Source organism: Phytohabitans aurantiacus (assembly GCF_027923225.1).
Taxonomy (GTDB): Bacteria; Actinomycetota; Actinomycetes; order Mycobacteriales; family Micromonosporaceae; genus Phytohabitans; species Phytohabitans aurantiacus.
On record NZ_BSDI01000063.1, the window covers coordinates 58,104 to 83,621 of the forward strand.

Here is a 25,518-nt window from a genome sequence, read left to right on the forward strand (position 1 = left end):
ACATATGGCAGAACCCGCGTCGATCGTCACGCGCAGGCGGCTGGAATGGTCGGAGACCGACCCCATGGACCGCTGGCACTACTCGGTGGTGCTGCGGTTCGTGGAGAGCGCCGAGACGCTGCTGCACCACCGGCTCGGCATCCAGCACGACGAGTTCCGGCGGATGCCCCGGCTCAACGTCACCGTCGACTTCCTCGGCGCGCTGCACTACGACGAGACCGCCGAGACGGCGCTCGCGGTCGAGCACGTCGGGCGCAGCTCGATGCGGTACGCGTTCACGGTGAGCAGGGACGGCCGGCCCCTCGCGCGAGGGACGATGACGGTGGCGTGGTTCGACCCGGAGACCGGGCGCAGCGCGCCGTGGCCGGACCGCCTGCGGAAGCTCTTCGGCGAGTCCGGACCGGTCCCCGCTTCCGAGGAGGGCTGACTGATGCGAGGCACGATGGGTTCGACGCCGCTGTCGGTCGGGATGATCCTGCGGCGCGGCGCCGCGATGGGCCCGCACGCCAAGCTCGTCGGCGTGACCCCCGCCGGGCGTTCATGGCAGACGTGGCCGGCGTTGGCCAGCCGCGCCCGGCGGGTCGCCGCCGCGCTGCCCGCGCTGGGCGTACGCCCCGGTGACCGGGTCGGCACGTTCGCGTGGAACGGGCTGCGGCACCTGGAGCTGTTCTACGGCGTACCGATCGCCGGCGCTGTGCTCCAGCCGCTGAACGTGCGGCTGCACGCCGACCAGATCGCGTGGATCGCCGAGCACGCCGGCGACAAGGTGATCTTCGTGGAGGCGTCGCTGACCGCCCGGCTCGCCGAGATCCGCCCGAAGCTGGGCGGCGTCGAGCGGTACGTCGTCCTGCCCGACGGCACCGAGCCGCACCCTGACTTCGCGGACGCGGTCGGGTACGAGGAGCTGCTCGACGGGGTGGCCGACGACGAGCCGGCCGAGGTCGACGAGTGGTCGGCGGCCTGCCTCTGTTACACCGGTGGCACCACCGGCCGGCCCAAGGGCGTCGCGTACTCGCACCGCTCGATCACGCTGCACGCCATGAGCGGGCTGTTCGTCGACTCGTTCGCCGTGCGCGAGCGCGACGTGGTGCTGCCGCTGACCCCGCTGTTCCACGCCACCTCGTGGGGCCTGCCGTACGCGGCCGCGCTCGCCGGCGCCGGCCTGGTCCTCGCCGGCTCCGACACCAGCCCGCCCGCGATCCTGCGGCTGATCCGCGAGGAGCGGGTCACCGTGGCCGCCGGCGTACCGACGTTCTGGCTGGCCGTCGACCAGCTCGAACCGGCCGCCGACGACCTCGCGAGCCTCGACCGCATCCTGTGCGGCGGCTCAGCGATCCCGCTGGAGCTGATCCAGCGGTACCACCGCCGGGGCGTGCGGATGCAGCAGGGCTGGGGGATGACCGAGATGTCCCCGTCGGGCAACCTCACCCTCGTACGCGGGCACCTGGAGGAGCGCCCCGAGGCCGAGCGGCTCGCGCTGCACGCCACCCAGGGCGTCACCACCGCCGGCGTCGAGCTGCGCGTGGTCGACCCGACCGGCGAGGTGCTGCCGCACGACGGCGTCGCGACCGGGGAGATCGAGGTCCGCGGCCCGTGGATCACGTCCGAGTACTACGAACCGGACGACGACGCCAACACCGCGCGCTTCCACGACGGCTGGCTGCGTACCGGCGACGTGGGCACCGTCGACACCGACGGGTACCTGCACCTGCTCGACCGCACCAAGGACCTGATCAAGTCCGGCGGCGAGTGGATCAGCTCGATCGAGCTGGAGAACCACCTGATGGACCACGAGGGCGTCGCGCAGGCGATGGTGATCGCCGTGCCGCACCCGGTGTGGGGCGAACGCCCGGCGGCCCTCGTGGTGCGCGCGTCCAGCGCCCACAGCACAGCTCAGCTCACCGCCGACGAGCTGCGCGAGCACGTGCGCGCCCGGGTAGCGAGCTGGTGGGTGCCGGATGTCGTGGAGTTCGTCGAGGCGTTGCCGACGACGGCGACCGGAAAGTTCGACAAGAGGACCGCGCGGGCGCGGTGGCAGCAGCAGCTGGCCGCCGGGTTCACGCTGGCTAGCGACGGGCAGAGCTGACTGGAGTTGGGCGTGACTGGAGTGGCGATGAGTGGAGTGTTGGACGGACGGGTCGCGGTCGTCACCGGGGCGGCGCGCGGCATCGGGCAGGCCACCGCGGCGCTGCTGGCCGAGCATGGCGCCAAGGTGGTGTGCGCCGACCTGGACGGCGACGCGCTCAAGCAGACCGTGGAGCTGATCGGCGGCAACGGTGTCGCGGTGGCGGCCGACCTGACCGACCCGGCGGCACCGGGAGAGGTCGTCGGGCGCGCGGTCGCCGAGTACGGGCAGCTGGACATCGTGGTCAACAACGCCGGGTACACCTGGGACGGCATCTTCCACAAGATGAGCGACGAGCAGCTCACCGCCATGCTGGAGATCCACCTGGCGGTGCCGTTCCGGCTGCTGCGCGCCGCCGCGCCCGTGCTGCGCGAGGCGGCCAAGCGCGACGCCGCTGAGGGGCGCGAGGTGTTCCGCAAGGTCGTCAACGTCACCTCGATCGCCGGCACGATGGGCAACGTCGGCCAGGCGAACTACTCGGCGGCCAAGGCGGGCCTGATCGGGCTCACCAAGACCCTCGCCAAGGAGTGGGGCCCGCTGAAGATCAACGTCAACGCGGTGGCGTTCGGCTTCGTCGAGACCCGGCTGACGGCGGCGACCGCCGACGCGGGCACGTTCGAGCGCGGCGAGCGCAGCATCCAGCTCGGCATCCCCGAGCAGGTCCGCGAGCGCGCCAAGGCCGGCATCCCGCTCGGCCGGGCGGCCACCCCCGCCGAGGCGGCCGGCGGCATCTTCCTGCTCTGCACGCCCTGGTCCGATTTCGTACACGGCCAGGTGCTCACCGTCGCCGGTGGCCAGGCCGAGGGGATGACCTCGTGAAGCTGACCAAGGTGGCGGTGCCGCTCGGCCTCGCCTGGAGTTCGCCGTTCTGCCGGTGGCAGGGGCCGCTGGCCGAGATGTCCAGTGTGGACCTGGCGGTCGACGTGACGAACCGGGCGCTGTCCGGTTTCGATACCAGCCAGGTCAGCCACGTCTCGTTCGGCACCACGGTGCCGCAGCCGACCTCGTTCTACGGGGTCACCACGATCACGCCCCGGCTCGGGCTCGAAGCGGTCACCGGTCCCACCATCGCGCAGGCGTGCGCCACGTCGGCGGCCGTCATCCAGTCGGCGGCGACGCAGGTCGAGCTGGGCGCGCACGGCACGGTGCTGGCGCTCACCACCGACCGCACCAGCAACGGGCCGCTGATGGTGTGGTCGGCGCAGGGCAGCCCGGGCGCCGCGCCGCGTACCGAGCACTGGGTGCTCGACCCGATGAAGTGGGACCCCAACACCGGCGGGTCCATGCTGGACACCGCCGAGGGCGTGGCCGCCGACGAGGGGTACACCCGATCAGAGATCGACGAGGTGACGCTGCTGCGGTACGAGCAGTACCGGGCCGCCGCGGCGGGGCGGCGCGACTATCTGGTACCCGTGCACGTGCCCGGGCGGCGTGGCGAGACCGTGGTCGGCGACGACTCCGGCGTGCACGACACCACCGCCGAGGGGCTGGCGAAGCTGTCACCGGCCCAACCCGGTGGGGTGGTCACCTTCGGATCGCAGACGCACCCCGGTGACGGTACAGCTGGAATGGTGCTCTCCACAGTGGAGCGCGCGCGGGAGCTGGCCGCTGGCGCGGGCATCGCGCGGGTCCTGGCCGTCGGGTTCGCCCGCGCCGAGCGGGCCCGCATGCCCAAGGCGCCGGTGCCCGCGGCCCGGCGCGCCCTCGCCGACGCCGGCCTCGACATCGGCGATCTGCACGTCGTGACCACGCACAACCCGTTCGCGGTCAACGACGTGTACTTCGCCAGGCAGACCGGATTCCCGGTCGACAAGATGAACCCGTACGGGTGCAGCCTGGTCTACGGGCACCCGCAGGGACCGACCGGCATGCGCGCCGTCGCCGAGCTGATCGAGGCGCTGCGCGCCCGTGGCGGCGGGCGCGGCCTGTTCACCGGATGCGCGGCCGGCGACACGGCCGGCGCCGTCGTCGTGGAGGTAACCGAGTGACCCACCCCTTTGAACTGTCCGTTGTGGACCGCTGGAGCGACGAGCGCGCCTTCGAGGTCACGCCCGACGCCGTGCGCGCCTATTCCGAGGCGGTCGGCGGCCCGTCTCCGGTGTTCGCCGTGGTGCCCGCGATGGACCTCGTGTTCGCGGTCGCCGAGGTCGCCGCGCCGGCCGACCTGCGCACCCAGGTCGTACACGGACAGCAGGACCTGATCCTGCACAAGCCGCTGCCGGTGGGCGAGAAGGTGACCGTGCGGGCGGCCGTGGTCGGACTGCACGGCAAGCGCAGCGGCACCACGGCGACCATCCAGGTGCGCACCCGCGACGCGGCCGGCGACCTGCTCAACGAGCAGTACGTCACCGAGTTCTACCGGGGCGTCCCGACCGACCTGGCGGTGGGCGTCGCCGCGCCCCGCCTGCCGTCCGAGCCGCCCGCCGGCCCGCCGCTGCGCGAGGCCGCCTACCACCTGACGCCGGACCTGCCGTCCCGGTACGCCGCCGCGTCGGGCGACCACAACCCGATCCACCTCGACGACGAGGTGGCCCGCGCGGCCGGCCTGCCCGGCGTCATCGTCCACGGCCTGGCGAGCCTGGCCATCGCGGCGCGGATCGTGCTGGCGGCCGCTGATGCCGGGGATTCGCGGCTGGCGCGGCTGAGTTGCCGCTTCACGCGACCGATCGCACCCGGCGACACCCTGACGACGAGAATCTGGGCCGATGGCACGGCGTACCGCTTCGACGGCGTCGACGGCGCCGGCACGACGGTACTGGGCGCGGGCGTGGCCGAACTCCGGCCGTGAGCGACCGCTATCCCACCTTCAGGGCCAGCTTCCCGACATAGTGACCGTTGAGGGTGCGGTGCGCGTCCGCGACGCGCGCGAACGGGAAGGTCCGGCCAATGTGGACCTCGAAGGAGCCCGCCTCGATGATGGCGTTCAGCCGATCCGTGGCGGTGCGGCTGCGATCCCCGTCGTAGTAGGACACCGTCGCGCCCGGCGGCGTTACGGGCACGGGCAGGACACCGTTCGGCCAGGCGATCCGTCCGGAGCTCTTGATCGCGCGGAGCGACCGTTCGGCGGTCTCGCCTCCCGCGGTGACCAGAACCGCGTCGAGCCCGCCCGGTGCGAACTCCAACGCCGCGGCCAACACGTCGTCCTTGCGGCCGTCGATGGCGCCGTCGGCGCCCAGCCGTCGGGCCAGGGCGACGCCGTCGTCACCAGAGGCCACGGCCAGCACTCGGATGCCGCTGTGCCGCGCCAGCTGCACGGTCATGTGCCCGAGACCTCCGCTTGCCCCGAAGACCATGAGCGTCTCGCCCGGGCGCAGGCCGAGCAGATCGAGGCCACTCAGTGCCGTCAGGGCATCCCAGGCCATCGCGCCGGCCTGTTCGGTCGGCATCCGGTCGGGCACGCGCGCCACGAACTCCGCCTCGACGACGGCATACTCGGCGTAGACGCCGCCACGCGCTGCCGGCACCGTCGCGGCGTAGACACGCTCGCCCACGTCGAACCGGGTAACGTTGCGCCCGACCGCGGCCACCGTGCCCGTCGCGTCCCAGCCGAGGACATAGGGAAAGGTCGACGCGACACCGAAAGCGCCGTCGTAGTGCCCCTCGCGCTCGACCGCGTCCCAGGACGCGACCCCCGCGAACTCCACCCGGATGAGGACGTCGTCGTCGCGGACCTCCGGGAGCGGTATCCGCCGCGCGGAGAGCTCGTCGACTCCGCCGAACCGGTCGAGGACGATCGCGTTCATCCGCGCCACCGTGTTCCTGTCCATCGATCCTCCGATTTACTTGAGTGAATCAAGGATCATTGGATCACAAGTAGTTGAGCGAATCAAGTAAACCGTCTAGGCTGGTGGTTATGGCGCTGCCGAGCGGACCGGTGACCACCTCGTCTGAGGCCGAGGCGGTCCTGTTCGACCTGGTCGACGTGTACGACCGCGCCTACGAGGCAGCCGCGGCCCAGCTGTCGCTCAGCTCGGCGCAGGCATGCGTGCTCGGGCGGCTCGACGAGCGACGCGGCATGGGAGCCTTGGCCGAGGAGCTCGGCTGCGACGCCTCCAACATCACCCAGATCGTCGCGCGCCTCGAAGCGCTCGGCCTCGTGACCCGCGAGCCGGATCCCCGAGACCGCCGCGCACGACAAGTCGCGCGAACCCCCCAAGGAGACGAAATCAACCGCCGGTTCGCGGCAGCCTTCGCCTTCGCCCGCACGGCGGTCGGCCGACTCTCACCCGACGAACAGGACCAGCTGACGGCGCTGCTCCGAAAAGCACTGGGCTGAGCCGGAGCCGCTAGAGATCCTTTAGGGTCAGGTTCGAGACCAGGCTCTGAGCTACCGCGGCGTCCGCCGTGCGCGAGACCGCTGCTCCCGCGGCCTCACCGTCCGCGGCACCCGACCCGCCCTTGTCGGGTTGGTCGTGCGACGGCGGCGGCTGAGGCCGCGGGAGCAGCGGGCATGGACCGCGACGGGCATCGCGGTAGCTCAAGGGCTCTCTCTAGCAACGCTTGCTTGGTTGACCGCTGGTCCCGTCGCGCTCGGCACGATGCTCGGGTTCTGCCCCTGGGCTCGGTTGGAGATGGAGCGGGGCGGTGTGCGGACTGCGTCCGCAGGCGTGTCCATCATCGATACCAGCGTCACGGGCCGCGCGGATCCGCAGCCTGATTGGCGCCTGCCGCGACAGACGGCGCGGCGGGCGAGCAGCATCGTCCGGTGACTCGCGGGTCACGGGCGTTGCGGGTTCACGGACGGACGGAGTTATGTCCGCCGGTGGTAGATGTTGCGCCGTGGTCGACGTTCACTGTCTACATAGGGTGGTGGGATGAACTCGGGTCGGCCGTCGTCTGCGATCCGCACTTCCCACTCGCCGCGGTGGATGAGCCGGTGGTGGTATCCGCACAACAGCACGCCGTTGTCGAGGGCGGTGTCACCACCGTCTGTCCAGTGTCGGATGTGGTGGCCGTCGCACCATTGTGGTGGTCGGTCGCAGCCGGGGAAGGCGCATCCGCCGTCCCGTGCGACGAGTGCTCGGCGTAGTGGTCCGGTGAACAGTCGTCGTTGCTGACCGACGTCGAGGATCTGCCCCTGCCCGCCCAGCACGACCGGCAGGATACGGGCGTCGCAGGCCAGCCTTCGCACCTGTTGGGGGCTCAGTGCTTCGCCGGTGTCGAGCTGCCCGACGCCCAGTTCGTGGCGCACCACGTCGTACGGCACCGTGACCACGACCTGTGGGCGATCCCCGCCGTTGTCCGGCAACTGCTCGGTGCGTAGCGCCAGCCGGCACACCTCCACTAGCGCGTCGGCGCGGCGTTGGGCCGCTGTCCGTTCCAGGTCGGGCTTACACAGCGGATCCAGGGCGGCGTTGACGATCGCGGCGGCCTCAGCGTCCAACCAGCCAGTGACCCGGAACCTGCCGTCACCGTTGTTGGTCAGGGTGAACGCCCGTGTCCGTTGGGCGCGTTTCTCGTCGCGTTCGGCGGCCCGCCGGTCGGCTTCGTCGGCCGCTTCTGGTGCCACGTGCGTCAGGATGCGGGCGGCGGCTTTGCGGAAGGTGGCTGGTTCCCAGTCGGCGAATTCCGCGATCAGGGCTTTCTCGGCCAGGTCCACCACATCCGGCGCCGCTTCGTCGGCGAGATCGTGGACGGTCTTGGCCACGATCTGCGCCTGCTCGACGTTGACCGCCGCCGTGGACAGCGCGACATCCAGCGCTGGGCGTTGGTCCAGTGTCTTGGCCAGGTCGACGGTGCGGCGGGCGGTGTGGATGCTGATGTGGAGTTGTTCGCGGAGCCAAACGGCGGTGTTGGCGGCCTGCTGGGTGATCGGTAGGTTGCGGCCGTCTATCTCGCGGACCAGGTGGAGTTTGGCGGCGGCGAGCATCTGCTCGGCGTCGTGCACGGTGTGTATCGCGTCGACCAGATCAGCGTCGGGCAGCGACCAGACCGGGGTGCCGGCGCACTGGCCGGCGATGTCCCTGAGCTGCTCCAACGTTTCCCCCACGCATTGATTCTCGTACGTTTGTGCGGTGATCGTTGCCCCGTCAGGCGACACGCCGGACGACACGCCGATAACGGCGGGAAATCGCGGTCACCGCGGCGATCTTGGGTTGCCTAACGTGTAACACACTGGTTACGCTTCCGGGGTGGACGAGGTGGCGGCGGCGATCGCTGATCCGGTGCGGCGCGACATCCTGGTGATGCTGCGCGAGCAGCGGTTGCCCGCGGGCGAGATCGCCGACCGGTTCATGATCAGTCGGCCCGCGGTCAGCCGGCACCTGCGGGTGCTGCGGGAGAGCGGCCTGGTCCGCGACACGCTCGTGGGGCGCCAGCGCCTCTACGAGTTGGACGCGTCGCGGTTCGCCGGCTTGGTCGAGTGGCTCGACCAGTTCGTCCGGGTCACCGGCTGGGAGCACCGCCTCGACGCGCTGGAGACCGAGGTCTATCGCACCCGTCGCGAGCGCCGCGCGCGCGGTCCGGCGGATCACCGACAGGAGAACACAGCATGATCAACCCACCGGCCGGCCGGCTCTTTCCGACCTCTGACGGTCACGATCTGATCCTCAGCCGCGTGTTCCGGGCGTCCATTGAGGACGTGTGGGCCAGCGTGACCGAGTCCGAGCGTACGGCCCGCTGGTTCGGGGCCTGGGAGGGCGACGCCGCTCCCGGTCGCATGATCAAAATGCAGATGGCGTACGAGGACCAGGCACCGTGGTTCGATGTGCGGATCGACGCGTGCGACCCGCCGCGGCGGCTGGCCCTGTCGATGAAGGACGAGTCCGGCGACTGGCGGCTGGAGCTGCTGCTGTCGCAAGCCGGTGAGCAGACCGAGCTGCGGCTCGTGCACCACCTCGACACCACCGATGGGCTCGGCGAGACGGGCCCCGGCTGGGAGTACTACCTGGACATGCTGGTGGCGGCCCGGGCCGGCCGGCCCGCCCCGAGCTTCGACGACTACTACCCGGCGATGAAGCCCTACTACGACTCTGTGACCACCCGCTGAATCGATTCGACGGCTCTGTGAGGGTGCTCCTCCGTGGAAGCACTGCACTGGCAGGGGAATTGACATTCGTCAACATCGTGTCCTAGGCTCCCAGCGAATCGGTTCGATGGGAGTGCATCATTGTGGACACTTCAATCCGCCGGCGGCCGGTGCGCCGCCTCCTCGCCGCCGCGACGGCGGCCGCCGCTTTCGCCGCCGCCTCGCTGGTGATCGTCGCCATCACGGCTCCGCCGGCCGCGCAGGCCGCTGACGAGTCGATATCGGTCAACTTCTCCGTCGCCGGCGGTTCGCCGACCTATCGCGCCTCCGGGTGGATCTACGGCATGACCGAGAACGCGTCGGGGCCGGCGGACAACTTCTACCGCGAGGTGAAGTTCCGCTACATGCGCGCCGGAGGCGCTCAGCTGGACAGCCCGGGCGGCTGGGTGTCGGGCCGCTACGACCGCCGGTGGAACGCGACCCGGGCGCAGTTGCTGCGTACCCGGTCGCTGGGCGGCGAGTTCATCCTGCTCCCGCACGACCTGTGGGGTGCCGACGGGTACCCGATCTCCCGGTTCCCCGGCGACAACGGGGACTGGAGCGACTACGACGCGTTCCTGACCCGGCTCATCAACGACGTGCGGGCGGCGGGCGTGCCCGTGCAGTGGGACATCTGGAACGAGCCGAACCTGGGCCTGTTCTGGAACCGGCCGCAGTCCCAGTATTTCGAGCTGTGGCGCCGCACGTACCCGCGGATCCGGGCCGCGTTTCCGAGCCACCTGATCGTCGGACCGAGCCTCGCGGGCGTACCGTCGACCGGCGGCTGGTGGGTCCAGTATCTCGATTTCGTCAAGTCGACGAACACGATCCCGGACATCTTCAGCTGGCACGCCCTGCCGAGCGACCCGGTGGCCAACGTGGCGACGGCGAACTCCACACTGGACTCCCGCGGCATACCGCACCCGCGCCCGTACCAGATCAACGAGTACGGCTCGTCCAGCGAGCAGAACCCGGGCGACGGCTCGTGGTACATCGCGCGCCTGGAACGGGCCGGCGCGGACGGGCTGCGCGCCAACTGGGCCAGCGGTGGCAACCTGCACAACGACCTGGGCAACCTGCTCGTCCACAACTCGGCCGGTGTGCACCAGCCAAAGGGGGAGTGGTGGGTCTACCGCTTCTACGGCTCGCAGACCGGCACGATCGCCTCGGTCACACCCAGCGCGGCGTACGACGCTTTCGCCACAAAGGACAGTGGCGTGGCGAAGGTGCTGGTCGGCGGTGGCGGCACCACCGGCAACATCGCCGTCAACCTGCAGCGCCTGGACACGACCAGCGGCCTCGTGCAGAACAACCGGGTGCGGGTGGTGGCCGAGCGCATCCCGTACAACGGCGGCGCCGCGGTCTCGGGTGGCCCGGTCGTCATCCAGGACTCGGTGGTGAACCTGTCCAGCAACGGTACGACCGTGAACCTGCCGCACTCCAACGCCGACGACGCGTTCACCATCACGCTCCTGCCGCCGGGCAACACCACCCCGCCGCCCACCTCGCCCACGGTGGCGCCGCCGACCACCACACCGCCGCCGAACCCCACCGGTTGCGCCGCGTCGGTGTCGCTGAACTCGTGGACCGGCGGCTTCGTCGCTACCGTCCGGGTGACCGCCGGATCGGCGCCGCTCAACGGGTGGCGTGTCACGGTCGCGCTCCCGTCCGGCGCGTCGGTCACCAACACGTGGGGTGCCAGCGCGAGCGGTTCCACCGGTACGGTGCAGTTCGCCAACGCGAGTTGGAACGGAAGCGTCGCGGCGGGGCAGTCCACCGAGTTCGGATTCCAGGGCAGCGGCAGCGGCGCCGGCATGACCCCCACCTGCGCCCCGGCCTGACGCCCCCGGCCTCACCCTTCGCGGCTCCCGGTTGTGGGGCGGCGGAGGGTGCGGCCGCGGGAGCGACGGTCTCGCCCGCGACGGACGTCGCGGTAGCTCGAATCCCTTTAAGGCCTTGAATTTCTTACGGCATGGCCTCGCGGACCTTGGCGGTGTCGACGAACTGTTCGAAGCGGACGATCAGGCCGCCGCGGACGGTGAAGTGGTGGGCGACGCGGACGTCGATGGGTTTGCCGGTGGCCTTGTTGGTGGCCGTGTAGCGGGCCAGGACCACGACGTTCTCGCCGTCGGTGACGTAGGTGTCGTCGTGGGCGGTCCAGCCGTCCCAGTCGGCGCCGAGGCGTTCCATGACGTTGGCGGTGACGCCGTCCGGGGTGCGGTAGGTGCCGGCGAGCGGGAAGCCGGCCATCTCGGTCCACTCCACGTCGGGTGCGAGGGTGGCGCGTAAGGCTTCCAGGTCACCGGCGGCGGAGGCGAGGTACTGGCGGCGCACCACGTCGGCGGGTGCGGCGGAGGTCGCAAAGTCGGTGGAGGCGGCATAGTCGGTCATCGCTCAGCCCCAGGTCATTTCGCCCTTGGCGACCTTGGCGCCGATCTGGGCGGCGATGAGCATGCCGTGGTCGGGGTAGCGGCTGGTGAGGGCGGCGGTGAGGCTGGCCCCGTCGGCGGCGTTCGCCAGCTCGTCCTCGAAGGCGATGAGGTAGTCGCGGGTGCCGGTGATGGCGGTGGCGTCGGCGGGTGTGTCCGGGAGGCGGTGGCCGGGCACGACAAGTTGCGGGTCGAGGGCGGCCATCTCGTCCAGGAGGGCGATCCAGGCGGCCCGCTGCTCGGGCTTGGCGGTGTCGGCGACCCACACGTGCTCCTGCTGGAACAGCAGGACGCCGGCGAGGATGGCGCGGTGCTCGGCCTGCCACAGGTAGTGCCGGTCGGGCAGGGTGTCGGGGCCGCCGCGCAGTTCGAACCGGTGCCCTTCGAGGGTCAGGTCGCCGGTCAGCGGGGCGATGTCGACGAGGCGGGTCGGCAGGTTGGCGCCGAGCGCGGCCCATGCCTTGAGCTTGCCTTCGTACGAGTGCTGAATGTGCTCGATGGTCTGCGGCGTGGCGACGATCGCCGCGTCGGGGAACGCGTCGGCCACGACCTCGGCGCCGAAGTAGAAGTCCGGGTCGCCGTGGCTGATGAACAGGGTGGTCAGCCGCTTGCCGGAGTCGAGGATCCGGGCGACCAGGCGGTGGCCGTCGGCGCGGGTGAATCCGGCGTCGACCAGCAGCGCGTCGGTGTCGCCGGTGACAAGGGTCGCGGTCTTGTTCTTGCTGCCGGCCGGGAAGTCCAGGTCCAGGACGGTGAAGTCGAGCGTGCTCATGAGTCCTCCTCGTGGCGTTCTCCTGATGTAACAGAATCTGACTTGTCAGGTAATCCTGCCAGCGGGATGCCAGGAATGTGATCCGGGTCGCAGCCGCCCCAGGTCAGCGCAGGCGCGGCAGCCGGTCGCGGGCCGTGTGGCTGAGGATGCGCAGGTCCTCCATGAACCGCTTTCTATCACCCGCGGGCAGCGGTTCGAGGAAGTATCGCTCGATGTTTTCCGCGTGGACGCGGGCGGCCCGCACGGCCGTCTGCTCGCCCAGCGGGGTGAGCCGCACGAGCCGGCTCCGCCGGTCGCCGGGGTCTCCGGTGCGCTCGACCAGCCCCGCCGCCTCCATGCGGTCGACAAGCCGGGTGGCCCCGCCGGTGGTCAGCACCTGCTCCTGGCTGATGGCTCCCATCGACAGGCCCTGGCCGCCGGCGCGACCGAGGATCAGCAGCACCTCGAACATCAGGTGGCTGATGCCGCACTCCTGCTCGATGGCCCGCCCGAGCAGGTACTCCAGCCGGTTGGCCGCCCCCTGCAGCCGGCCGAACGCCAGGATCAGCTCGTGGTCGGCGGCGTCCTTCGCCGTCGAGATCTCCGCGCGCTCAACCATTGTCGAGCTGGGTGAGGATGCGGCTGGAGATCCGGCCGAGGGTGGCCAGGTCGTCCGGGCCGAGGGGGTCGATGACCAGGCGCCGCACGGTGGCGACATGATGGGGTGCGGCGGACTCGATGGTGTCGCGGCCGGCGGCGGTGAGGACGACGAAGGCGCCGCGACCGTCTTCGGCGCACTCCTCGCGGGCGACCAGGCCACGCTTGCACATCCGGGCGATCTGGTGGGACAGCCGGCTCTGCTCCCAGTCGATCGACTTGGCGAGGTCCTGGAACCGCTGCCGGCCGTCGGGCGTGTCGGTGAGCGCGACGAGGATCTCGAAGTCGGCGCCGGAGACCTTGCAGTTCGCCTGCAGGTCGCGCACGAGAGTGGCGGTGAGCTTCTGGTGCAGGCGGATGAAGCTGCGCCAGGCGTCCTGCTCCGCCGGGCTCAGCCACTGCGGCGTCGCGTTCATCGGGCAAGTCTAGCAATACTCTTGATGCGTCATGGATATCCTGGTCGCAACTGGTGTGTGGAGGTGCGTTCATGAGCAACGTAGAGATCGACGTGCTCTCGCCGCGCGACGTGCCGCTGGGCGGGCTGCGGGCGATGTCGGTGCGGCGGACGCTGCCGCAGCGGGCCCGCACGCTGATCGGCGCGTGGTGCTTCGCCGACCACTACGGCCCGGACGACGTCGTCCGGACCGGCGGCATGGAGGTCCCGCCGCATCCGCATACCGGCCTGCAGACGGTGAGCTGGCTGTTCAGCGGGGAGGTCGAACATCGCGACAGCCTCGGCAGCCACGCCCTCATCCGGCCCGGCGAGCTGAACCTCATGACCGGCGGGTACGGCATCGCGCACTCCGAGGTCTCCACCCCGGGGACCGCCGTGCTGCACGGCGTGCAGTTGTGGGTGGCGCTGCCCGCGGAGCACCGCAACGCCGCACGCGACTTCCAGCACCACGTACCTGGACCGGTGCGGCTGGACGGTGCCGAGATCAGGGTGTTTCTGGGCTCGCTGGCCGGCGACGCTTCGCCCGTGCGGACGTTCACCCCGCTGCTCGGCGCCGAGATCAGCATCGAGCCGCGCGCGGCGATCAGGCTGGCCGTCGACGGCGCGTTCGAGCATGGCGTACTGGTCGACAGCGGCCACGTCACGGTCGTGGACACCCCGCTGCGCCCGGCGGAACTCGGCTACGTCCACCCCGGCATCGACTCGCTGACCCTGACGAACACGTCGGACGGCCCGGCGCGGGTGGTGCTGCTCGGCGGCGCGCCGTTCGAGGAGGAGATCGTCATGTGGTGGAACTTCATCGGCCGCACCCACGACGACATCGTCCGGGCCCGCGAGGACTGGGAAGCGGCGTCGGGCCGCTTCGGCGCCGTCGAGGGATACCCGGGCGAGCGGCTCCGGGCGCCCGTGCTGCCCAACGCCACCATCATGCCGCGCCGGAACCCGCCGCGTTCCTGAGCTGCTGGTATTGACAGTCATCGTGTTGTCGCTAACACTCAGGCATGGTTGTCGGTCGCCAGCTCCGTCACGTTCTCACGCTCGCCAGCGCGGCACTTGTCGCCGGCGCGGTGGCACTGGTCGCGCACTCCGCCGCGGACGCGGCGGTGATCGACCCGTCCGCCCACTACCAGATCGTGTCGCGGCACAGCGGCAAGGCGATCGAGATCGCCGGACAGTCCACAGCGGACGGTGCGGGTGTCCAGCAGTGGGCCACGTCCACGCAGACCAACCAGCAGTTCCAGTTCGTCGACGCGGGTGGCGGCTACTACAAGCTGCGCGCGCGGCACAGCGGAAAGCTGATCGACGTGGCGTCGGCGTCGACGGGCGACGGTGCGAACGTGGTGCAGTACGGCGACAACGGCGGCACCAACCAGCAGTTCCGGGTCGTCGACACGGACAGCGGGTACGTCAAGCTGATCAACCGCAACAGCGGCAAGGCCCTGGACGTGTGGGGGCGCTCCACCGCCGACGGCGGGCGGATCTCGCAGTACACCGACAACGGCGGCACGAACCAGCAGTGGAGACTGGTGCTCGTCGGTGGCGGAGGTGGCGGTGGCGGCGGTTATTTGTTCAGCTACATGACCGGCGAGGGAACGGCCAACGGCGAGCAGGTCTACTTCGCGCTCAGCCAGGGCAACGACCCCACCCGCTGGCGCCAGCTGGGCGGCGGCCAACCGGTCCTCACCTCCAATGTGGGCACCCGCGGGGCGCGCGATCCGTACATCATCCGCTCGCCGCAGGGCGACCGCTACTATCAGATCGCGACCGACCTGCGCATCTACGGCAACGGCAACTGGGACGCCGCACAGCGCACAGGCAGCAAGTCCATTGTGGTCTGGGAGTCGACCGACCTGGTCAACTGGAGCGCGCCCCGGCTCGCGCGGGTGTCACCGGACACCGCCGGCAACACCTGGGCGCCGGAGGCCTACTACGACGAGAGCCTCGGCCAGTACGTCGTCTACTGGGCCTCGAAGCTCTACGCCACCAGCGATCCGAACCACACCGGCAGCAGCTACAACCGGATGATGTACGCGACCACGCGCGACTTCCGCACGTTCAGCGCCGCGCAGGTGTGGGTCGACAAGGGATACTCCACAATCGACTCGACGCTTATCAAGCACAACGGCACGTACTACCGGTACACAAAGGACGAGCGGAGCGCCTCGCAGTCGGCCTGTGGCAAGTTCATCCTGGCCGAGCGGTCCACCGCCATCCTCAACGGCAACTACTCCTTCGTCGCCGAGTGCATCGGTCGAGGGTCGATCTCGCAGGGCGAGGGACCGCTGGTGTTCAAGTCGAACACCGAGCAGCGGTGGTACCTGTACGTCGACGAGTACGGCGGTCGGGGCTACATCCCGTTTACGACCACCGACCTGAGCACCGGGCAGTGGACGATGGTCTCCGGCTACACCATGCCCGGCCGGCCCCGCCACGGCACGGTGCTGCCGCTCAGCCAGGCGGAGTACGACCGCATCCAGCAACGTTGGGGCTGACCCGGATCCGGGTCAGAGCGGGGGGCGGACGATGAAGGTGGCCGCGCGGCGCTCGGTGCTGGTGTTCGCGCTGGAGATGTAGAGGTCCGAGGAGCGGTGGTTCAGGTACCGGTCGGGGTAGTTGAACGAGCGCAGTGAGGTGTTCTGCCCGGCGAGCCCGCTGACGGCGCAGAACGTGGCGTCGGCGGCGAAGAGTTGCGAGCCGTCCACGCGGTGCAGGTAGATGCGGAAGTTCTGGTGCCGCAGGTAGTACCCCGGGTAGTTCGTCGACTCCAGCGAGTAGCACTGGTTGTAGGCGAGTCCTCGCCGCACCCTGAACGTCGAGTCTGCCTTGTCCGCCGAGCCGCTGCGGGACCCGATCGGGTCGACGCGGCCGGCGAAGTTCCGGTGCCGCACCCGGTATCCGGACAGGCCGATCGGCTCCAGCCCGACGCTCGCGCCGACGGTCAGCGTGGCTCCCGCTGGGGTGGTCGCCGGCGGCGGTGTGGCCGGCGTCGCCTTGCCACCCGTGCCCTCCGTCGTCCGCCCCGGCGCCGCCGGTGCTCCCGGTCGCCCGCCGTTGTCTCCGCCACCGGCGGCCGCGGGGGCCGTGGTGGCGGTACCCGGTGCGGGGGCCGCCGCCGTGCCGAGGCCGGAACTGGTGCTGAGGTCCTCCGCCTGCGGCCACAGGTACGCGGGGCCGGGCGGGGAGGAGGTCGCCGGTGCGACGCCGCCGCGCTGGAACGACACCACGGTCACCGCGGTCACGAAGACCACGACGGTCATGCCCGCGATCGCCACCCGTCGCCGGAAGAAGGCGCGTGAGTGGGTCGCCACGCCCGGCTGCGGCACGTACCGCACCAGGTCTGTGCCCGCGCTCGCCGGCTGGTCGCTCAGCAGGTCGGGTCGGGCCTGACCGTCACCGTCGAACGAGGGCAGCCACCCCCCGACCCGCAGACGGTGCCGTGTGATGTCCTCATCGGACACGAGTCCTCCCGCAACCGGCCCAACGCTGGCAAGGCGATCACCATAACGGGACCGCGCTGCCACGTACAGAAGGCCCCCCGAATTCGTTACCGAGAGGTAGGGACAAGTGACTCTGGCAGGGGCGGAGCACTGATCGGAGACTCAGACGCACACCAGCGAAAGGAGTCGCCGTATGGAAGCACCCAAACGGCCCGCCCACACTCCGCGGCACCGGCGCCCCGCATCGGGCCGGAAACGGCGCGTTGGCAAGCCGATACTCATCGTCATCGGCGCGCTCGCGATGGTCGTCGCCGGGGTCGGCATCGCGTTCGCCGGGTGAGGAGAGCACCCGAGAACCACAGTGGACAGTGGTGCGACTGAGCGGTCAGACAGGAGCCGGGCCGGTGGAGGGGCGGACCACCAGCTCGGTGTCGAGGGTGACGCGGCGCCGTGCCGGGTCGTCCGGCGGGTCGAGTAGCAGCTCGCCGGCGATCCGGCCGCGCTCGTAGGCCGGCTGCCGCACCGTGGTGAGCCCGGCGCCCGCCGCGGCGGGCACGTCGTCGAAGCCGGTCACCGACACGTCGGCGCCCGCGCGCAGGCCGCGCTCCCGCAGGGCGTCCAGCGCACCGAGCGCGAGCACGTCGGTCGTGGCCACCAGCGCGGTCGGGTGCGGGTCGCGGTCGAGCGCGTACGCCGCCGCCGCGGCACCGTCTTCGCGGGTGTTGGTGGCCGCGTTGACCGTCATCACGTCCGGCCACGGCACCCCGGCCGCCGCGAACGCGTCCCGGTATCCGCGCAGCCGCTCCCGGCTCACGTACGACGGCAGGTCTTCCGGGGCACCCACGGTCGTGGGTCCGGTCTCCGGGTCGGTGCCGATGTAGGTGCCGATCACCGCGAACCGCCGGTGTCCGAGAGTGGTCAGGTGCTCGCCGACCGCGCGGGTGGCGGCCGCCTCGTCGATGCCGACGTACAGCTCGCCCTGGTACTCGGAGTTGACCATGGGCAGGCCGCGGGCCAGGGCGGCGCTCATCGCCCGGTACCAGCCGGGCACGCAGTACACGCAGAAGCCGTCGACGGACGCCTCGCGGACCGCGCTCAGCGCGCCCTCGTCGTCGGCGCCCAGCGGCACCAGCAGCAGCCCGGTGCGGTGGTTCTCGGCGGTCTCGGCCAGCCCGCGCAGGAACTCGACGGCGTACGGGTCGGTGAACGCGTACGACAGGGTGGGCGTGAAGAGCACGCCGATCGCGCCGGCCCGGCCGCGCCGCAGCGAGCGGGCCGTGGGGTTCGGTCCCGCGTACCCGATCCGCCGCGCCGCCTCGAGGATCTTCTCGCGCAGCTCGGGCGAGAGCTGATCCGGCCGCCCGTACGCGTTGGAGACGGTGCTGCGGGACACGCCGACGGCGTCCGCGACGGTCTGGAGCGTGGGCCTCACCGCGACCCCCTTTCTTAATCGATACAGTAGCTCAGTCGGCCAGGTTCGAGCCGACCTGGTGGAAGGTGGCCGGCGATTCGGTCGCCACCTTCCAGGTGTCCTGCCAGTGCCCCACGCCGTCCTGGTCCCGGTACTCGATCTCCGCGGCGGCCCGCATGGACCCCACCGCGGCCACCGCGGCGAAGGCGCCGGCCGCGACGGTGCCGGCGGCGGACAGCGCCGCCACCAGCGCGGTGTCGTCCTTGAAACCGATGAAGACCACGAAGAGCACGACCAGGCCGAGCGTGGTAGCGGCGGCCGTGGAGAGGGTACGTAGGCGGGACACGGCAAGAACCTACCTGGACCGTGGACTAGCGTGATGATGACCTTCGAGCGGGGCAGGAGCTGGATGACAGACGCGGTGACCACGGACACGGTCGAGGCCGGCGACCACGCCTGCGTGACGTTCACGGACGCGGAGGAGCGGCTCGACTTGGTGGCGGCGTTCGTGCGCGACGGGCTGCGGGCCGGTCAGAAGGTCGTCTGCTGGACCGAGTCGGTGCGCCCCGAGGCGCTCGCGGGGCAGCTCGCGGAGCGGGCCGTGCGGCCGGGCGCCGCGCTGCGGCGCGGGCAGCTGCAGATCGCGCCGGTCGACGGGCTGCTGCTCGGCAAGGGTACCGGCGGCGCGGCGCGGATGGTCGACGTCCTGGCGCGCGAGGCCGAGCAGGCCGGGCGGCAGGGGTACAGCGGGCTGCGGGTCACCGCCGACATGGGCTGGGCGACCCGGCCCCTCGCCGCGGCCGACGAACTTGTCGCGTTCGAGACGGCGGTCGGTGACCTGTTCGCCGACGGGCGGCTGTGCCTGATCTGCCAGTACGACCGGGACCGGTTCGACGCGGTGACGCTGGCGTTCGCGGCGAAGGCGCACCCGAAGACGGTGGCCGCGCAGGTGTACGTCGACCACCCGCTGCTGCGCGTCTGCCGGCAGTACAGCCCGGCCGGCGTGCGGGTGGCCGGGCAGCTCGACTACCGGCACGCCGACGTGCTGGAGCAGGCGCTCGCCGAGTCGACGCGGCTCGACCGGCACATGCACGTCAACCTGTCCAAGCTCGACTTCATCGACGGGGCGTGCGCGGGGCTGATCGTGGCCACCGCGACGCGGCTGCCGGCGTCGCGCCGCATGACGATCACCTGCCGGCGGGCGGTGGCGCTCGTATTGGACCTGGTTGGCGCGCATGCCGCGCCCCGACTACGGGTAAACCGCGTCGATGAGCAGCGCTGAGCCGCTCGACGCCGCGGTCGACGTCGACCAGACCTTCGACGCCGACGGGCTCTACGCGCTGCGCGCCACCCTGGCCGCGCACGCGAGCGCGCTCGGCGCCCCCGACGAGCAGGTCGAACACCTGCTGATCGTCGCGGTGGAGCTGGCCACGAACGCGATCCGGCACGGCGGCGGCAGCGGGCGGTTGCGGCTCTGGCGGGACAACGGGCACCTGTACTGCCAGGTGTCCGACCGCGGGCCGGGGATACCCGACGCGACGGTTGGGCGTACCCCTCCCGACCCGACCCGGCTCGACGGCGGCCGCGGCATGTGGATCTGCCGCAACCTGGCCGCCAGGATCGTCATCGACCGTGGGCCCGGCGGCCGGGGCGCCACCGTGACCGCCGCGATCCCGGCCCCCTGACGACGAAGGCGCCCCCTTGTGGGGGCGCCTTCGCCTACCTACCCGAGGAGAACGGCTAGCGGGCCGCGCACGTGGGCGTCATTCCGGAGCCGGTGCCGTTGCCCTGGAAGCCGAACTCCGTCGACTGCCCGGCGGCCACCGATCCGTTGTAGCTGACGTTGGTGAAGGACACCGCGCCGCTGTTGCCGCTGCGGTTGGCGTTCCACGCGTTGGTGATCGTGGCGCCGCCCGGCAGGGTCATCGACACCGTCCAGCCGGACAGCGACGACGAGCCAGCCGTCACCCGTACCGTCGCCACGAACCCGCCGGTCCACTGGTTGATCGACACCGTGGCCGTACAGCCCGCACCGCCCGGCGGTGGGGTGGTGGGCGGCGGGGTGGTCGGCGGAGGCGTGGTCGGGGGCGGGGTGGTCGGGTTGCCCGGCGTGCTGGGCGGGGGAGTGGTCGGAGTGCCGGTGCCGGCGTTCAGCGCGGCCAGCGTCGCGTCGTACGCCGGCTTCTTGTTGCCGCTGCCGTCGAACAGCAGCGGGGTGCCGCTGGCGCGCCACGAGTCGGTGTCGCGGATGCCCCACACGGTGATGCCGTTGCACCGGGCGACGGCCATGCAGTCGTTGACCACGCTGCGGTACGTGTTGGCCTGCGTGGTGCCGGAGCCCTCGATGTCGAGCTCGGTGATCTGCACGTCGACGCCCAGAGCCGCGAAGCTCGACAGCGTCGTGCGGTAGTTGCTCGGGTACGGCGAGCCGCTGTTGAAGTGCGACTGGAGGCCGACGCAGTCGATCGGCACGCCGCGGGACTTGAAGTCGCGCACCATGTTGTACACGGCCTGGGTCTTGGCGTGCGTCCAGTTGTCGGTGTTGTAGTCGTTGTAGCAGAGCTTGACGTTGGGGTCGGCGGCCCGCGCGGTGCGGAAGGCCACTTCGATCCAGTCGTTGCCGGTGCGCTGCAGGTTGGAGTCGCGCCGCCCGCCGCCGCTGCCGTCCGCGAACGCCTCGTTGACCACGTCCCAGGCGACGAGCTGGCCACGGTAGTGGGTCATGACCTGGGTGATGTGGTTGATCATGGCGTTACGAAGAGCGGTGCCGCTCATGCTCTGCATCCAGCCGGGCTGCTGGGAGTGCCAGGCCAGGGTGTGCCCGCGCACCTGCATGCCGCGCGAGCGCGCGTGGCTGACGATCCGGTCCGCGTTGGTGTAGTTGAACTGGTTCTGGTTCGGCTCGGTCGCGTCGATCTTCATTTCGTTTTCGGGCGTGACCGAGTTGAACTCGCGGTTCAGGATCGTGGTGTACACGGAGTCGCTGAGCTTGTTGGCGGCGACCGCCGCACCGAAGTACCGGCCTTTCTCGGCCGCCGACGCGCCGAGCGTGGTCGCGGCCGTCGCCGAGGTCGCGAGCACCATCGACACGCACGCGGCGATGGCACCGGCGCCGGCCGCCGCGAACGCGATGCGTTTCACGGGCCTCGCTTTCGGTCTGCTCATGGTTGTTGCTCTCCTGACCTTCGTGGGTGGTGGGGGCGCCAGGCAGGCTCATCGCTTCGATGAGCCTCGATGGCAGGATGCTACCGGAAATCTTCCCGAAACATCAACGCCCCTCAATCGGGATAATCCCGGTCAGGGGCTGCTCACTGCCTGCTACATGCCCGCATGACGTTCCGGTACTTTTGCGGAACGCGCTTACCTGGACGGCCCGCGGTGATCGGCTCCGCTTACCGGCCCCGACCGCGCTGGTCGGCGTAGAAGTAGCGGCCCTTGCCGTTGTGCTTGACCGCGTACATCGCCGCGTCGGCGTCGCGCAGCAGCGTGTCGACGTCGGCGCCGGTGCCCACCGCGATGCCGATGCTTGCCCGGATCGGCACCTCGTGCCCGTCGACGTACGCCGGCTCCTGGAACGCCGCGAGGATCTGGTCGGCGATCGCGGTCGCGCCCGTGTACGACGTCGCCGGCAGCAGGATCGCGAACTCGTCGCCGCCCAGCCGGGCCACCGTGTCGGTCGGCAGCACGCACCGGCGCAGCCGCTCGGCGACCGCCACCAGCAGCGCGTCGCCGACGTGGTGGCCGAGGGCGTCGTTGACCGGCTTGAAGTCGTCGAGGTCGACGGCCAGGATCGCCATCGTCGTCTCGGCGTGCGGTGCCTCGCTCGCGAACAGCCGCACCCGCTCGTCGAAGAACGCCCGGTTGGCGAGCTTGGTCAGCGTGTCGTGGGTGGCGTCGTAGCGGAGCCGCTCCTGGAGCTGGCGCTCCTCGCTGACGTCGCGGGCGTTGACGATGATGCCCTCGACGCTCGGGTCGTCGACCAGGTTGGTGGCCACGAGTTGCAGCCACCGCCACGTGCCGTCGGCGCTGCCGGCGCGCAGCTGTACGGTCACCGTGGTGCGCGGGCTGCCTTCGAGGCGTTGCCGCAGCCGGTCGGCGATCGGCCGGTCCTCGGGGTGGATCAGGTCGCGCGGGTCGATGCCGAGCGCCTCGTCGGGCGCGATGCCGAGTACCCGCAGCAGCGCCGGGCTGGCGTAGGTGACCACTCCACGCCCGCCGATCACCAGCGTGACGTCGGACGCGTGCTGTACCAGCGAGCGGAACCGCCGCTCCCGCGCGTCCAGCCTGGCGAGCAGCTGCGCGTTGTCGGTGAACGCCACGCTCTGCCGCACCACGACCAGCGCCGTGATGGCGACGACGCCGGCCACCACGCCCCACGCCCGCAGGTTGAGCCCCTCGTCGAGCAGCGCGACGATCAGCAGCGCCTGGGTCGCGCCGACCGCGATGTACGGCAGCCGGCTGTAGGGGCGGCGCTTGCGCGCGGTCACGCCGCTCGGCTCGACCCGCATCTGGAGCTGCTGCACCCGCGGCGCGGCGGCGAGCAGGAAGCACGGCAGCAGGCGGGCGATCAGCACGCCGGGCTCGGACGCCTCCGCGACGACCGCGTGCAGTGAGGTCTCCAGTCCGACCAGCGCGGCGCTGGTCACCCCGACGACCCCGGCGCGGAACGTGAAGGGCGCGGCGCCGCTGAGCAGCAGCTTGCACATCGCGAACGCCGACACGAGCATCAGCCCGGACCCGACCAGTGCCACCGCGATCTGCGCCGGCGTGTCCGGCGCTGAGTCGCCGCTCAGCGAGAAGTACCAGGCGAACACCGCCACGCCGCACAGCACCGTCGCCGCGTCCAGCCACAGCCGGGTGCGCTCGCGGCCCTCCACCCGCAGCGGGTGGGTCAGCATCACCCACACGACGCAGCCGAGGCCCATGGCGACCAGGACGGTCTGTGCCGTCCCGGCCGTCGCGTTCAGCTCCGGGTCGCGGGCGGCGGTGATGCTCTGGTACAGGTCACCGAGCAGGAAGAAGCAGCCGCCCAGCGTGGTGCCCCGCCAGAAACGGCGTACCGAGGCGTCGATGCGGGGGCGGGTCGCCACCTTCCAGGAGAACCAGATGAACACACCGTCGAGCGCGGCCTGGACCAGCCAGGACGCCGCATCTGGCCACGGCCCGGCGAAGACCCACACGGTGGCCAGCACGGCGCCAGCCATGAGTGCGCGTAGGACCGGGTCGCGCGGCATCGACGGTGCGACCACCCTCCCCCTCGCCGTTTCCCCAGCTCTTCGGCGCCCGGCCCCCCTGGGCACCCCTCCTGGATCTCGACAGTAACGGCAGCGACCCCGCCCCCAAACTGTCCGAACCGTCTTCCGTCAGTAAGTCTGCGGTTGGAAACGGGCAGTCTTTACTTATGGGGATGATTACGGACGTCTGGTAAAGGTCGCGACCCAGTTGACCTCCCAGGTTTCGCCGCCGTCCGGGGAAAACGCCTGCTCCCAGCGGGGGTGCTCGGTGTCGATCTGGGACCAGCGGTACCGGACCCGGATCGGCCGCCCCTCCCAGGTGTCGTCGCACTCGAACGTGCCCACGTTCCCCTCGAACCGGCCCACCACGGGCTCGTCGAGGCGGCCGCCGCTGGTCTTCGACGCCCACCAGATCCGCCAGACCTTCTCCTCGGGGCTGTACAGGCGCAGCGTCACACCCTCCATGCCGCGCTCCGGGGCGCGCAGCACGTCGAAGACGCCGGTGCCGTCCAGCAGTACCTGGCAGTCCAGGGTCGCGTCGAACTCGTACCATTCCTCGTTGTTCTGAAGGATCTTGGTCAGCCGGCGCTGGTGGCTGTTCCACTGTCCGTGCAGGAAGTCGAAGTCGCTGATCGTCATGCCGGCGACGCTATGGCGGTACCCCTGACATGTTGTGTCAGGGGTGATCGGCAGACTTGGGGCCATGCGCGCCGACCGCCTGCTCTCGATCGTCCTGCTGTTGCAGAGCCGAGGGCGCCTCACCGCCCACCAGCTCGCCACCGAGCTGGAGGTCTCGGTGCGCACCATCTACCGCGACATGGTCGCCCTCGGCACCGCCGGCATCCCCGTCTACGGCGACGCGTCCGGATACCAGCTCGTCGACAGCTACCAGACCCGCCTCACCGGCCTCACCGCCGACGAGGCCCGCGGCCTGGTGCTCACCGGCCTGCCCCGCGCCGCCGCCGACCTCGGTCTCGCCGAAGCCGTCGCCGCCGCCCAGCTCAAGCTCGCCGCCGCCCTGCCCGACGCGCTACGCGAACGGGCCACCCGCATGCGGCAGCGCTTCCACCTCGACGCGCCCGGCTGGTACCACGACGGCGACAGCTCCGACCACCTCGAAGCCGTGGCCGACGCGGTCTGGCACCAGCGAATCCTGTCGGTACGCTACGAAGGCTGGACCCGCGAGGTGGAGCGCCGCCTGGAGCCGTACGGCCTCGTACTCAAGGCCGGCAAGTGGTACCTGGTGGCGAACGCGGGCAGGGGCGCGCGCACCTACCGCGTCAACCAGATCCGCGAACTGACCGTATTGCCCGAGACGTTCGCGTGGCCCTCCGACTTCGACCTGGCGGTGTACTGGCGCGAGCACATCGCCGAATTCCGCACCCGCCTGCACCGCGGGGAGGCGCTGGTCCGGCTGTCGCCGGACGCGCTCGAACTACTTCCCCACCTGATGGGGCGCGCGGTCGCCGAAGCGGCCGCGGCCGGCGACTTACAAGAGGACGGCTGGGTACTGGCACGCGTCCCCATCGAAACGGAGACCCACGCCGAACGCGAATTCCTCCGCCTGGGCGCCGGCGCCGAAGTCCTCGAACCCGCATCGTTGCGAGCCCGCCTGGCAGCAACAGTCTCCACATTGTCGACGACCTACACCATTTGACCCCCTCGCGCCGCGCGCTTTTGCCGTGCGCGGCGCTTGCAGTCGCGGCCCGTGCGCGCGGTGGTTGCGGTCGCGTGCGGCGCCCCCTCACCGTCGATCAAGGCGCCCCGGCCCTGCGGGTCCTCTCCGCGCGCGCCGCGGCGCCCCCTGTTCGCCGATCAAGGGCGAATGCACGTGGTTGGATCTTGTTTCCCCGCGCGTCCGCCCCCAGGCTGGCCCGGTACGGCGTGTCGCCACGCCCGGCACGTCGATCAAGGGCGAATGCGCGGCTCTTCGCCCCGATGTGTGGGTTGGGGTCGGGTTGGTGATTGGGGCACGCCGTTGCCTGGCCTAGGTTTCGGACTGTCTGACGGTTCG

27 protein-coding genes are annotated in these 25,518 nt (G+C 70.9%); 15 read left to right on the forward strand and 12 right to left on the reverse strand.

Features of this window, described 5'->3' with window-relative positions:
- The first annotated feature begins 4 nt into the window (after window positions 1-4).
- The 5 genes from QMG73_RS38890 to QMG73_RS38910 are packed head-to-tail and all read left to right on the forward strand — an operon-like array spanning window position 5 to window position 4,913.
- Window positions 5-427 (forward strand): acyl-CoA thioesterase, encoded by a 423-nt coding sequence (locus tag QMG73_RS38890; protein ID WP_281904071.1) that lies wholly within the window; start codon window positions 5-7, stop codon window positions 425-427.
- 3 nt (window positions 428-430) lie between these two features.
- Window positions 431-2,086 carry a long-chain-fatty-acid--CoA ligase gene (locus tag QMG73_RS38895; protein ID WP_281904072.1) on the forward strand — a complete coding sequence of 552 codons (1,656 nt, stop codon included), beginning with the start codon at window positions 431-433 and terminating at the stop codon, window positions 2,084-2,086.
- A gap of 27 nt (window positions 2,087-2,113) precedes the next feature.
- Window positions 2,114-2,944 (forward strand): SDR family NAD(P)-dependent oxidoreductase, encoded by an 831-nt coding sequence (locus QMG73_RS38900; protein ID WP_281904074.1) that lies wholly within the window; start codon window positions 2,114-2,116, stop codon window positions 2,942-2,944.
- Window positions 2,941-4,113 carry a thiolase family protein gene (locus tag QMG73_RS38905; RefSeq protein ID WP_281904077.1) on the forward strand — a complete coding sequence of 391 codons (1,173 nt, stop codon included), beginning with the start codon at window positions 2,941-2,943 and terminating at the stop codon, window positions 4,111-4,113. The genes QMG73_RS38900 and QMG73_RS38905 overlap by 4 nt, the downstream gene beginning before the upstream one ends.
- Window positions 4,110-4,913: a MaoC/PaaZ C-terminal domain-containing protein gene (locus QMG73_RS38910; protein WP_281904078.1), complete on the forward strand. Its 804-nt coding sequence runs from the start codon at window positions 4,110-4,112 to the stop codon at window positions 4,911-4,913. The genes QMG73_RS38905 and QMG73_RS38910 overlap by 4 nt, the downstream gene beginning before the upstream one ends.
- 7 nt (window positions 4,914-4,920) lie before the next feature.
- On the opposite strand, the gene QMG73_RS38915 is transcribed toward QMG73_RS38910, so the two are convergent.
- Entirely contained in the window at window positions 4,921-5,892 is a 972-nt protein-coding gene (locus QMG73_RS38915; RefSeq protein ID WP_281904080.1) for a quinone oxidoreductase family protein, read from the reverse strand.
- 86 nt (window positions 5,893-5,978) lie between these two features.
- Between QMG73_RS38915 and QMG73_RS38920 the strand changes: the two genes are divergently transcribed.
- The gene (locus QMG73_RS38920; protein WP_281904082.1) at window positions 5,979-6,401 is read left to right on the forward strand and encodes a MarR family winged helix-turn-helix transcriptional regulator; all 423 of its coding nucleotides are present in this window, start codon (window positions 5,979-5,981) and stop codon (window positions 6,399-6,401) included.
- 474 nt (window positions 6,402-6,875) lie between these two features.
- Here the strand turns inward: QMG73_RS38920 and QMG73_RS38925 are convergent, their stop codons facing one another.
- Window positions 6,876-8,114, reverse strand: coding sequence for an HNH endonuclease signature motif containing protein (locus QMG73_RS38925; protein WP_281904084.1), 1,239 nt, complete (start codon window positions 8,112-8,114; stop codon window positions 6,876-6,878).
- A gap of 142 nt (window positions 8,115-8,256) precedes the next feature.
- On the opposite strand from QMG73_RS38925, the gene QMG73_RS38930 reads away from it, so the two are divergent.
- The 3 genes from QMG73_RS38930 to QMG73_RS38940 all read left to right on the forward strand — a co-directional run bounded on the left by QMG73_RS38930 (window position 8,257) and on the right by QMG73_RS38940 (window position 10,972).
- Window positions 8,257-8,619: a metalloregulator ArsR/SmtB family transcription factor gene (locus tag QMG73_RS38930; protein WP_281904086.1), complete on the forward strand. Its 363-nt coding sequence runs from the start codon at window positions 8,257-8,259 to the stop codon at window positions 8,617-8,619.
- Window positions 8,616-9,113 (forward strand): SRPBCC family protein, encoded by a 498-nt coding sequence (locus QMG73_RS38935; protein ID WP_281904087.1) that lies wholly within the window; start codon window positions 8,616-8,618, stop codon window positions 9,111-9,113. Before QMG73_RS38930 ends, QMG73_RS38935 begins: the two co-directional genes overlap by 4 nt.
- Before the next feature lie 122 nt (window positions 9,114-9,235).
- Window positions 9,236-10,972 carry a cellulose binding domain-containing protein gene (locus QMG73_RS38940; protein ID WP_281904089.1) on the forward strand — a complete coding sequence of 579 codons (1,737 nt, stop codon included), beginning with the start codon at window positions 9,236-9,238 and terminating at the stop codon, window positions 10,970-10,972.
- A gap of 124 nt (window positions 10,973-11,096) precedes the next feature.
- On the opposite strand, the gene QMG73_RS38945 is transcribed toward QMG73_RS38940, so the two are convergent.
- The 4 genes from QMG73_RS38945 to QMG73_RS38960 form a co-directional block, all read right to left on the reverse strand.
- Window positions 11,097-11,522 (reverse strand): nuclear transport factor 2 family protein, encoded by a 426-nt coding sequence (locus QMG73_RS38945; RefSeq protein ID WP_281904091.1) that lies wholly within the window; start codon window positions 11,520-11,522, stop codon window positions 11,097-11,099.
- 3 nt (window positions 11,523-11,525) lie between these two features.
- Window positions 11,526-12,332, reverse strand: a complete 807-nt coding sequence (locus tag QMG73_RS38950) for an MBL fold metallo-hydrolase (RefSeq protein ID WP_281904093.1) — start codon at window positions 12,330-12,332, stop codon at window positions 11,526-11,528.
- A 103-nt stretch (window positions 12,333-12,435) separates the two neighbouring features.
- On the reverse strand, window positions 12,436-12,930 hold the full coding sequence (locus QMG73_RS38955) for a MarR family winged helix-turn-helix transcriptional regulator (RefSeq protein ID WP_281904095.1): 495 nt from the start codon (window positions 12,928-12,930) through the stop codon (window positions 12,436-12,438).
- The gene (locus QMG73_RS38960) at window positions 12,923-13,384 is read right to left on the reverse strand and encodes a MarR family winged helix-turn-helix transcriptional regulator (RefSeq protein ID WP_281904097.1); all 462 of its coding nucleotides are present in this window, start codon (window positions 13,382-13,384) and stop codon (window positions 12,923-12,925) included. Before QMG73_RS38960 ends, QMG73_RS38955 begins: the two co-directional genes overlap by 8 nt.
- Before the next feature lie 71 nt (window positions 13,385-13,455).
- On the opposite strand from QMG73_RS38960, the gene QMG73_RS38965 reads away from it, so the two are divergent.
- Together QMG73_RS38965 and QMG73_RS38970 are read left to right on the forward strand one after the other, a co-directional pair.
- Window positions 13,456-14,379, forward strand: coding sequence for a pirin family protein (locus QMG73_RS38965; protein WP_281904098.1), 924 nt, complete (start codon window positions 13,456-13,458; stop codon window positions 14,377-14,379).
- A gap of 44 nt (window positions 14,380-14,423) precedes the next feature.
- On the forward strand, window positions 14,424-15,914 hold the full coding sequence (locus QMG73_RS38970; protein ID WP_281904101.1) for an RICIN domain-containing protein: 1,491 nt from the start codon (window positions 14,424-14,426) through the stop codon (window positions 15,912-15,914).
- Between the two features lie 12 nt (window positions 15,915-15,926).
- On the opposite strand, the gene QMG73_RS38975 is transcribed toward QMG73_RS38970, so the two are convergent.
- A complete protein-coding gene (locus tag QMG73_RS38975; protein ID WP_281904103.1) occupies window positions 15,927-16,880 on the reverse strand; it encodes an AbfB domain-containing protein in 954 nt (317 codons plus the stop codon).
- A 172-nt stretch (window positions 16,881-17,052) separates the two neighbouring features.
- Between QMG73_RS38975 and QMG73_RS38980 the strand changes: the two genes are divergently transcribed.
- Window positions 17,053-17,199, forward strand: a complete 147-nt coding sequence (locus QMG73_RS38980) for a hypothetical protein (protein WP_281904105.1) — start codon at window positions 17,053-17,055, stop codon at window positions 17,197-17,199.
- Between the two features lie 45 nt (window positions 17,200-17,244).
- Here QMG73_RS38980 and QMG73_RS38985 read toward each other — a convergent pair whose 3' ends face one another.
- Together QMG73_RS38985 and QMG73_RS38990 are read right to left on the reverse strand one after the other, a co-directional pair.
- The gene (locus QMG73_RS38985) at window positions 17,245-18,291 is read right to left on the reverse strand and encodes a LacI family DNA-binding transcriptional regulator (RefSeq protein WP_281904107.1); all 1,047 of its coding nucleotides are present in this window, start codon (window positions 18,289-18,291) and stop codon (window positions 17,245-17,247) included.
- Between the two features lie 31 nt (window positions 18,292-18,322).
- A complete protein-coding gene (locus QMG73_RS38990; RefSeq protein ID WP_281904109.1) occupies window positions 18,323-18,616 on the reverse strand; it encodes a hypothetical protein in 294 nt (97 codons plus the stop codon).
- Between the two features lie 63 nt (window positions 18,617-18,679).
- On the opposite strand from QMG73_RS38990, the gene QMG73_RS38995 reads away from it, so the two are divergent.
- The gene (locus QMG73_RS38995) at window positions 18,680-19,552 is read left to right on the forward strand and encodes an MEDS domain-containing protein (protein WP_281904110.1); all 873 of its coding nucleotides are present in this window, start codon (window positions 18,680-18,682) and stop codon (window positions 19,550-19,552) included.
- Complete coding sequence (locus QMG73_RS39000; protein WP_281904111.1) at window positions 19,539-19,955, forward strand: ATP-binding protein; 417 nt, start codon at window positions 19,539-19,541, stop codon at window positions 19,953-19,955. The genes QMG73_RS38995 and QMG73_RS39000 overlap by 14 nt, the downstream gene beginning before the upstream one ends.
- Before the next feature lie 55 nt (window positions 19,956-20,010).
- Here QMG73_RS39000 and QMG73_RS39005 read toward each other — a convergent pair whose 3' ends face one another.
- The 3 genes from QMG73_RS39005 to QMG73_RS39015 all read right to left on the reverse strand — a co-directional run bounded on the left by QMG73_RS39005 (window position 20,011) and on the right by QMG73_RS39015 (window position 24,143).
- Window positions 20,011-21,435: an endo-1,4-beta-xylanase gene (locus tag QMG73_RS39005; protein ID WP_281904113.1), complete on the reverse strand. Its 1,425-nt coding sequence runs from the start codon at window positions 21,433-21,435 to the stop codon at window positions 20,011-20,013.
- A 227-nt stretch (window positions 21,436-21,662) separates the two neighbouring features.
- Entirely contained in the window at window positions 21,663-23,519 is a 1,857-nt protein-coding gene (locus QMG73_RS39010; protein WP_281904114.1) for a diguanylate cyclase domain-containing protein, read from the reverse strand.
- Window positions 23,520-23,681: 162 nt separating this feature from the next.
- Window positions 23,682-24,143 (reverse strand): hypothetical protein, encoded by a 462-nt coding sequence (locus tag QMG73_RS39015; protein WP_281904116.1) that lies wholly within the window; start codon window positions 24,141-24,143, stop codon window positions 23,682-23,684.
- A gap of 64 nt (window positions 24,144-24,207) precedes the next feature.
- Here QMG73_RS39015 and QMG73_RS39020 point away from each other — a divergent pair, with 64 nt between their 5' ends.
- Window positions 24,208-25,161 carry a helix-turn-helix transcriptional regulator gene (locus tag QMG73_RS39020; RefSeq protein ID WP_281904118.1) on the forward strand — a complete coding sequence of 318 codons (954 nt, stop codon included), beginning with the start codon at window positions 24,208-24,210 and terminating at the stop codon, window positions 25,159-25,161.
- Window positions 25,162-25,518: the final 357 nt, after the last annotated feature.

Coding starts and splice junctions, on each gene's coding strand:
- QMG73_RS38890 (WP_281904071.1), top strand. CDS start 5: ATGGCAGAACCCGCGTCGATCGTCACGCGCAGGCGGCTGGAATGGTCG.
- QMG73_RS38895 (WP_281904072.1), top strand. CDS start 431: ATGCGAGGCACGATGGGTTCGACGCCGCTGTCGGTCGGGATGATCCTG.
- QMG73_RS38900 (WP_281904074.1), top strand. CDS start 2,114: ATGAGTGGAGTGTTGGACGGACGGGTCGCGGTCGTCACCGGGGCGGCG.
- QMG73_RS38915 (WP_281904080.1), bottom strand. CDS start 5,892: ATGGACAGGAACACGGTGGCGCGGATGAACGCGATCGTCCTCGACCGG.
- QMG73_RS38920 (WP_281904082.1), top strand. CDS start 5,979: ATGGCGCTGCCGAGCGGACCGGTGACCACCTCGTCTGAGGCCGAGGCG.
- QMG73_RS38935 (WP_281904087.1), top strand. CDS start 8,616: ATGATCAACCCACCGGCCGGCCGGCTCTTTCCGACCTCTGACGGTCAC.
- QMG73_RS38945 (WP_281904091.1), bottom strand. CDS start 11,522: ATGACCGACTATGCCGCCTCCACCGACTTTGCGACCTCCGCCGCACCC.
- QMG73_RS38950 (WP_281904093.1), bottom strand. CDS start 12,332: ATGAGCACGCTCGACTTCACCGTCCTGGACCTGGACTTCCCGGCCGGC.
- QMG73_RS38955 (WP_281904095.1), bottom strand. CDS start 12,930: ATGGTTGAGCGCGCGGAGATCTCGACGGCGAAGGACGCCGCCGACCAC.
- QMG73_RS38960 (WP_281904097.1), bottom strand. CDS start 13,384: ATGAACGCGACGCCGCAGTGGCTGAGCCCGGCGGAGCAGGACGCCTGG.
- QMG73_RS38965 (WP_281904098.1), top strand. CDS start 13,456: ATGAGCAACGTAGAGATCGACGTGCTCTCGCCGCGCGACGTGCCGCTG.
- QMG73_RS38970 (WP_281904101.1), top strand. CDS start 14,424: ATGGTTGTCGGTCGCCAGCTCCGTCACGTTCTCACGCTCGCCAGCGCG.
- QMG73_RS38980 (WP_281904105.1), top strand. CDS start 17,053: ATGGAAGCACCCAAACGGCCCGCCCACACTCCGCGGCACCGGCGCCCC.
- QMG73_RS38995 (WP_281904110.1), top strand. CDS start 18,680: ATGACAGACGCGGTGACCACGGACACGGTCGAGGCCGGCGACCACGCC.
- QMG73_RS39000 (WP_281904111.1), top strand. CDS start 19,539: ATGAGCAGCGCTGAGCCGCTCGACGCCGCGGTCGACGTCGACCAGACC.
- QMG73_RS39005 (WP_281904113.1), bottom strand. CDS start 21,435: ATGAGCAGACCGAAAGCGAGGCCCGTGAAACGCATCGCGTTCGCGGCG.
- QMG73_RS39015 (WP_281904116.1), bottom strand. CDS start 24,143: ATGACGATCAGCGACTTCGACTTCCTGCACGGACAGTGGAACAGCCAC.
- QMG73_RS39020 (WP_281904118.1), top strand. CDS start 24,208: ATGCGCGCCGACCGCCTGCTCTCGATCGTCCTGCTGTTGCAGAGCCGA.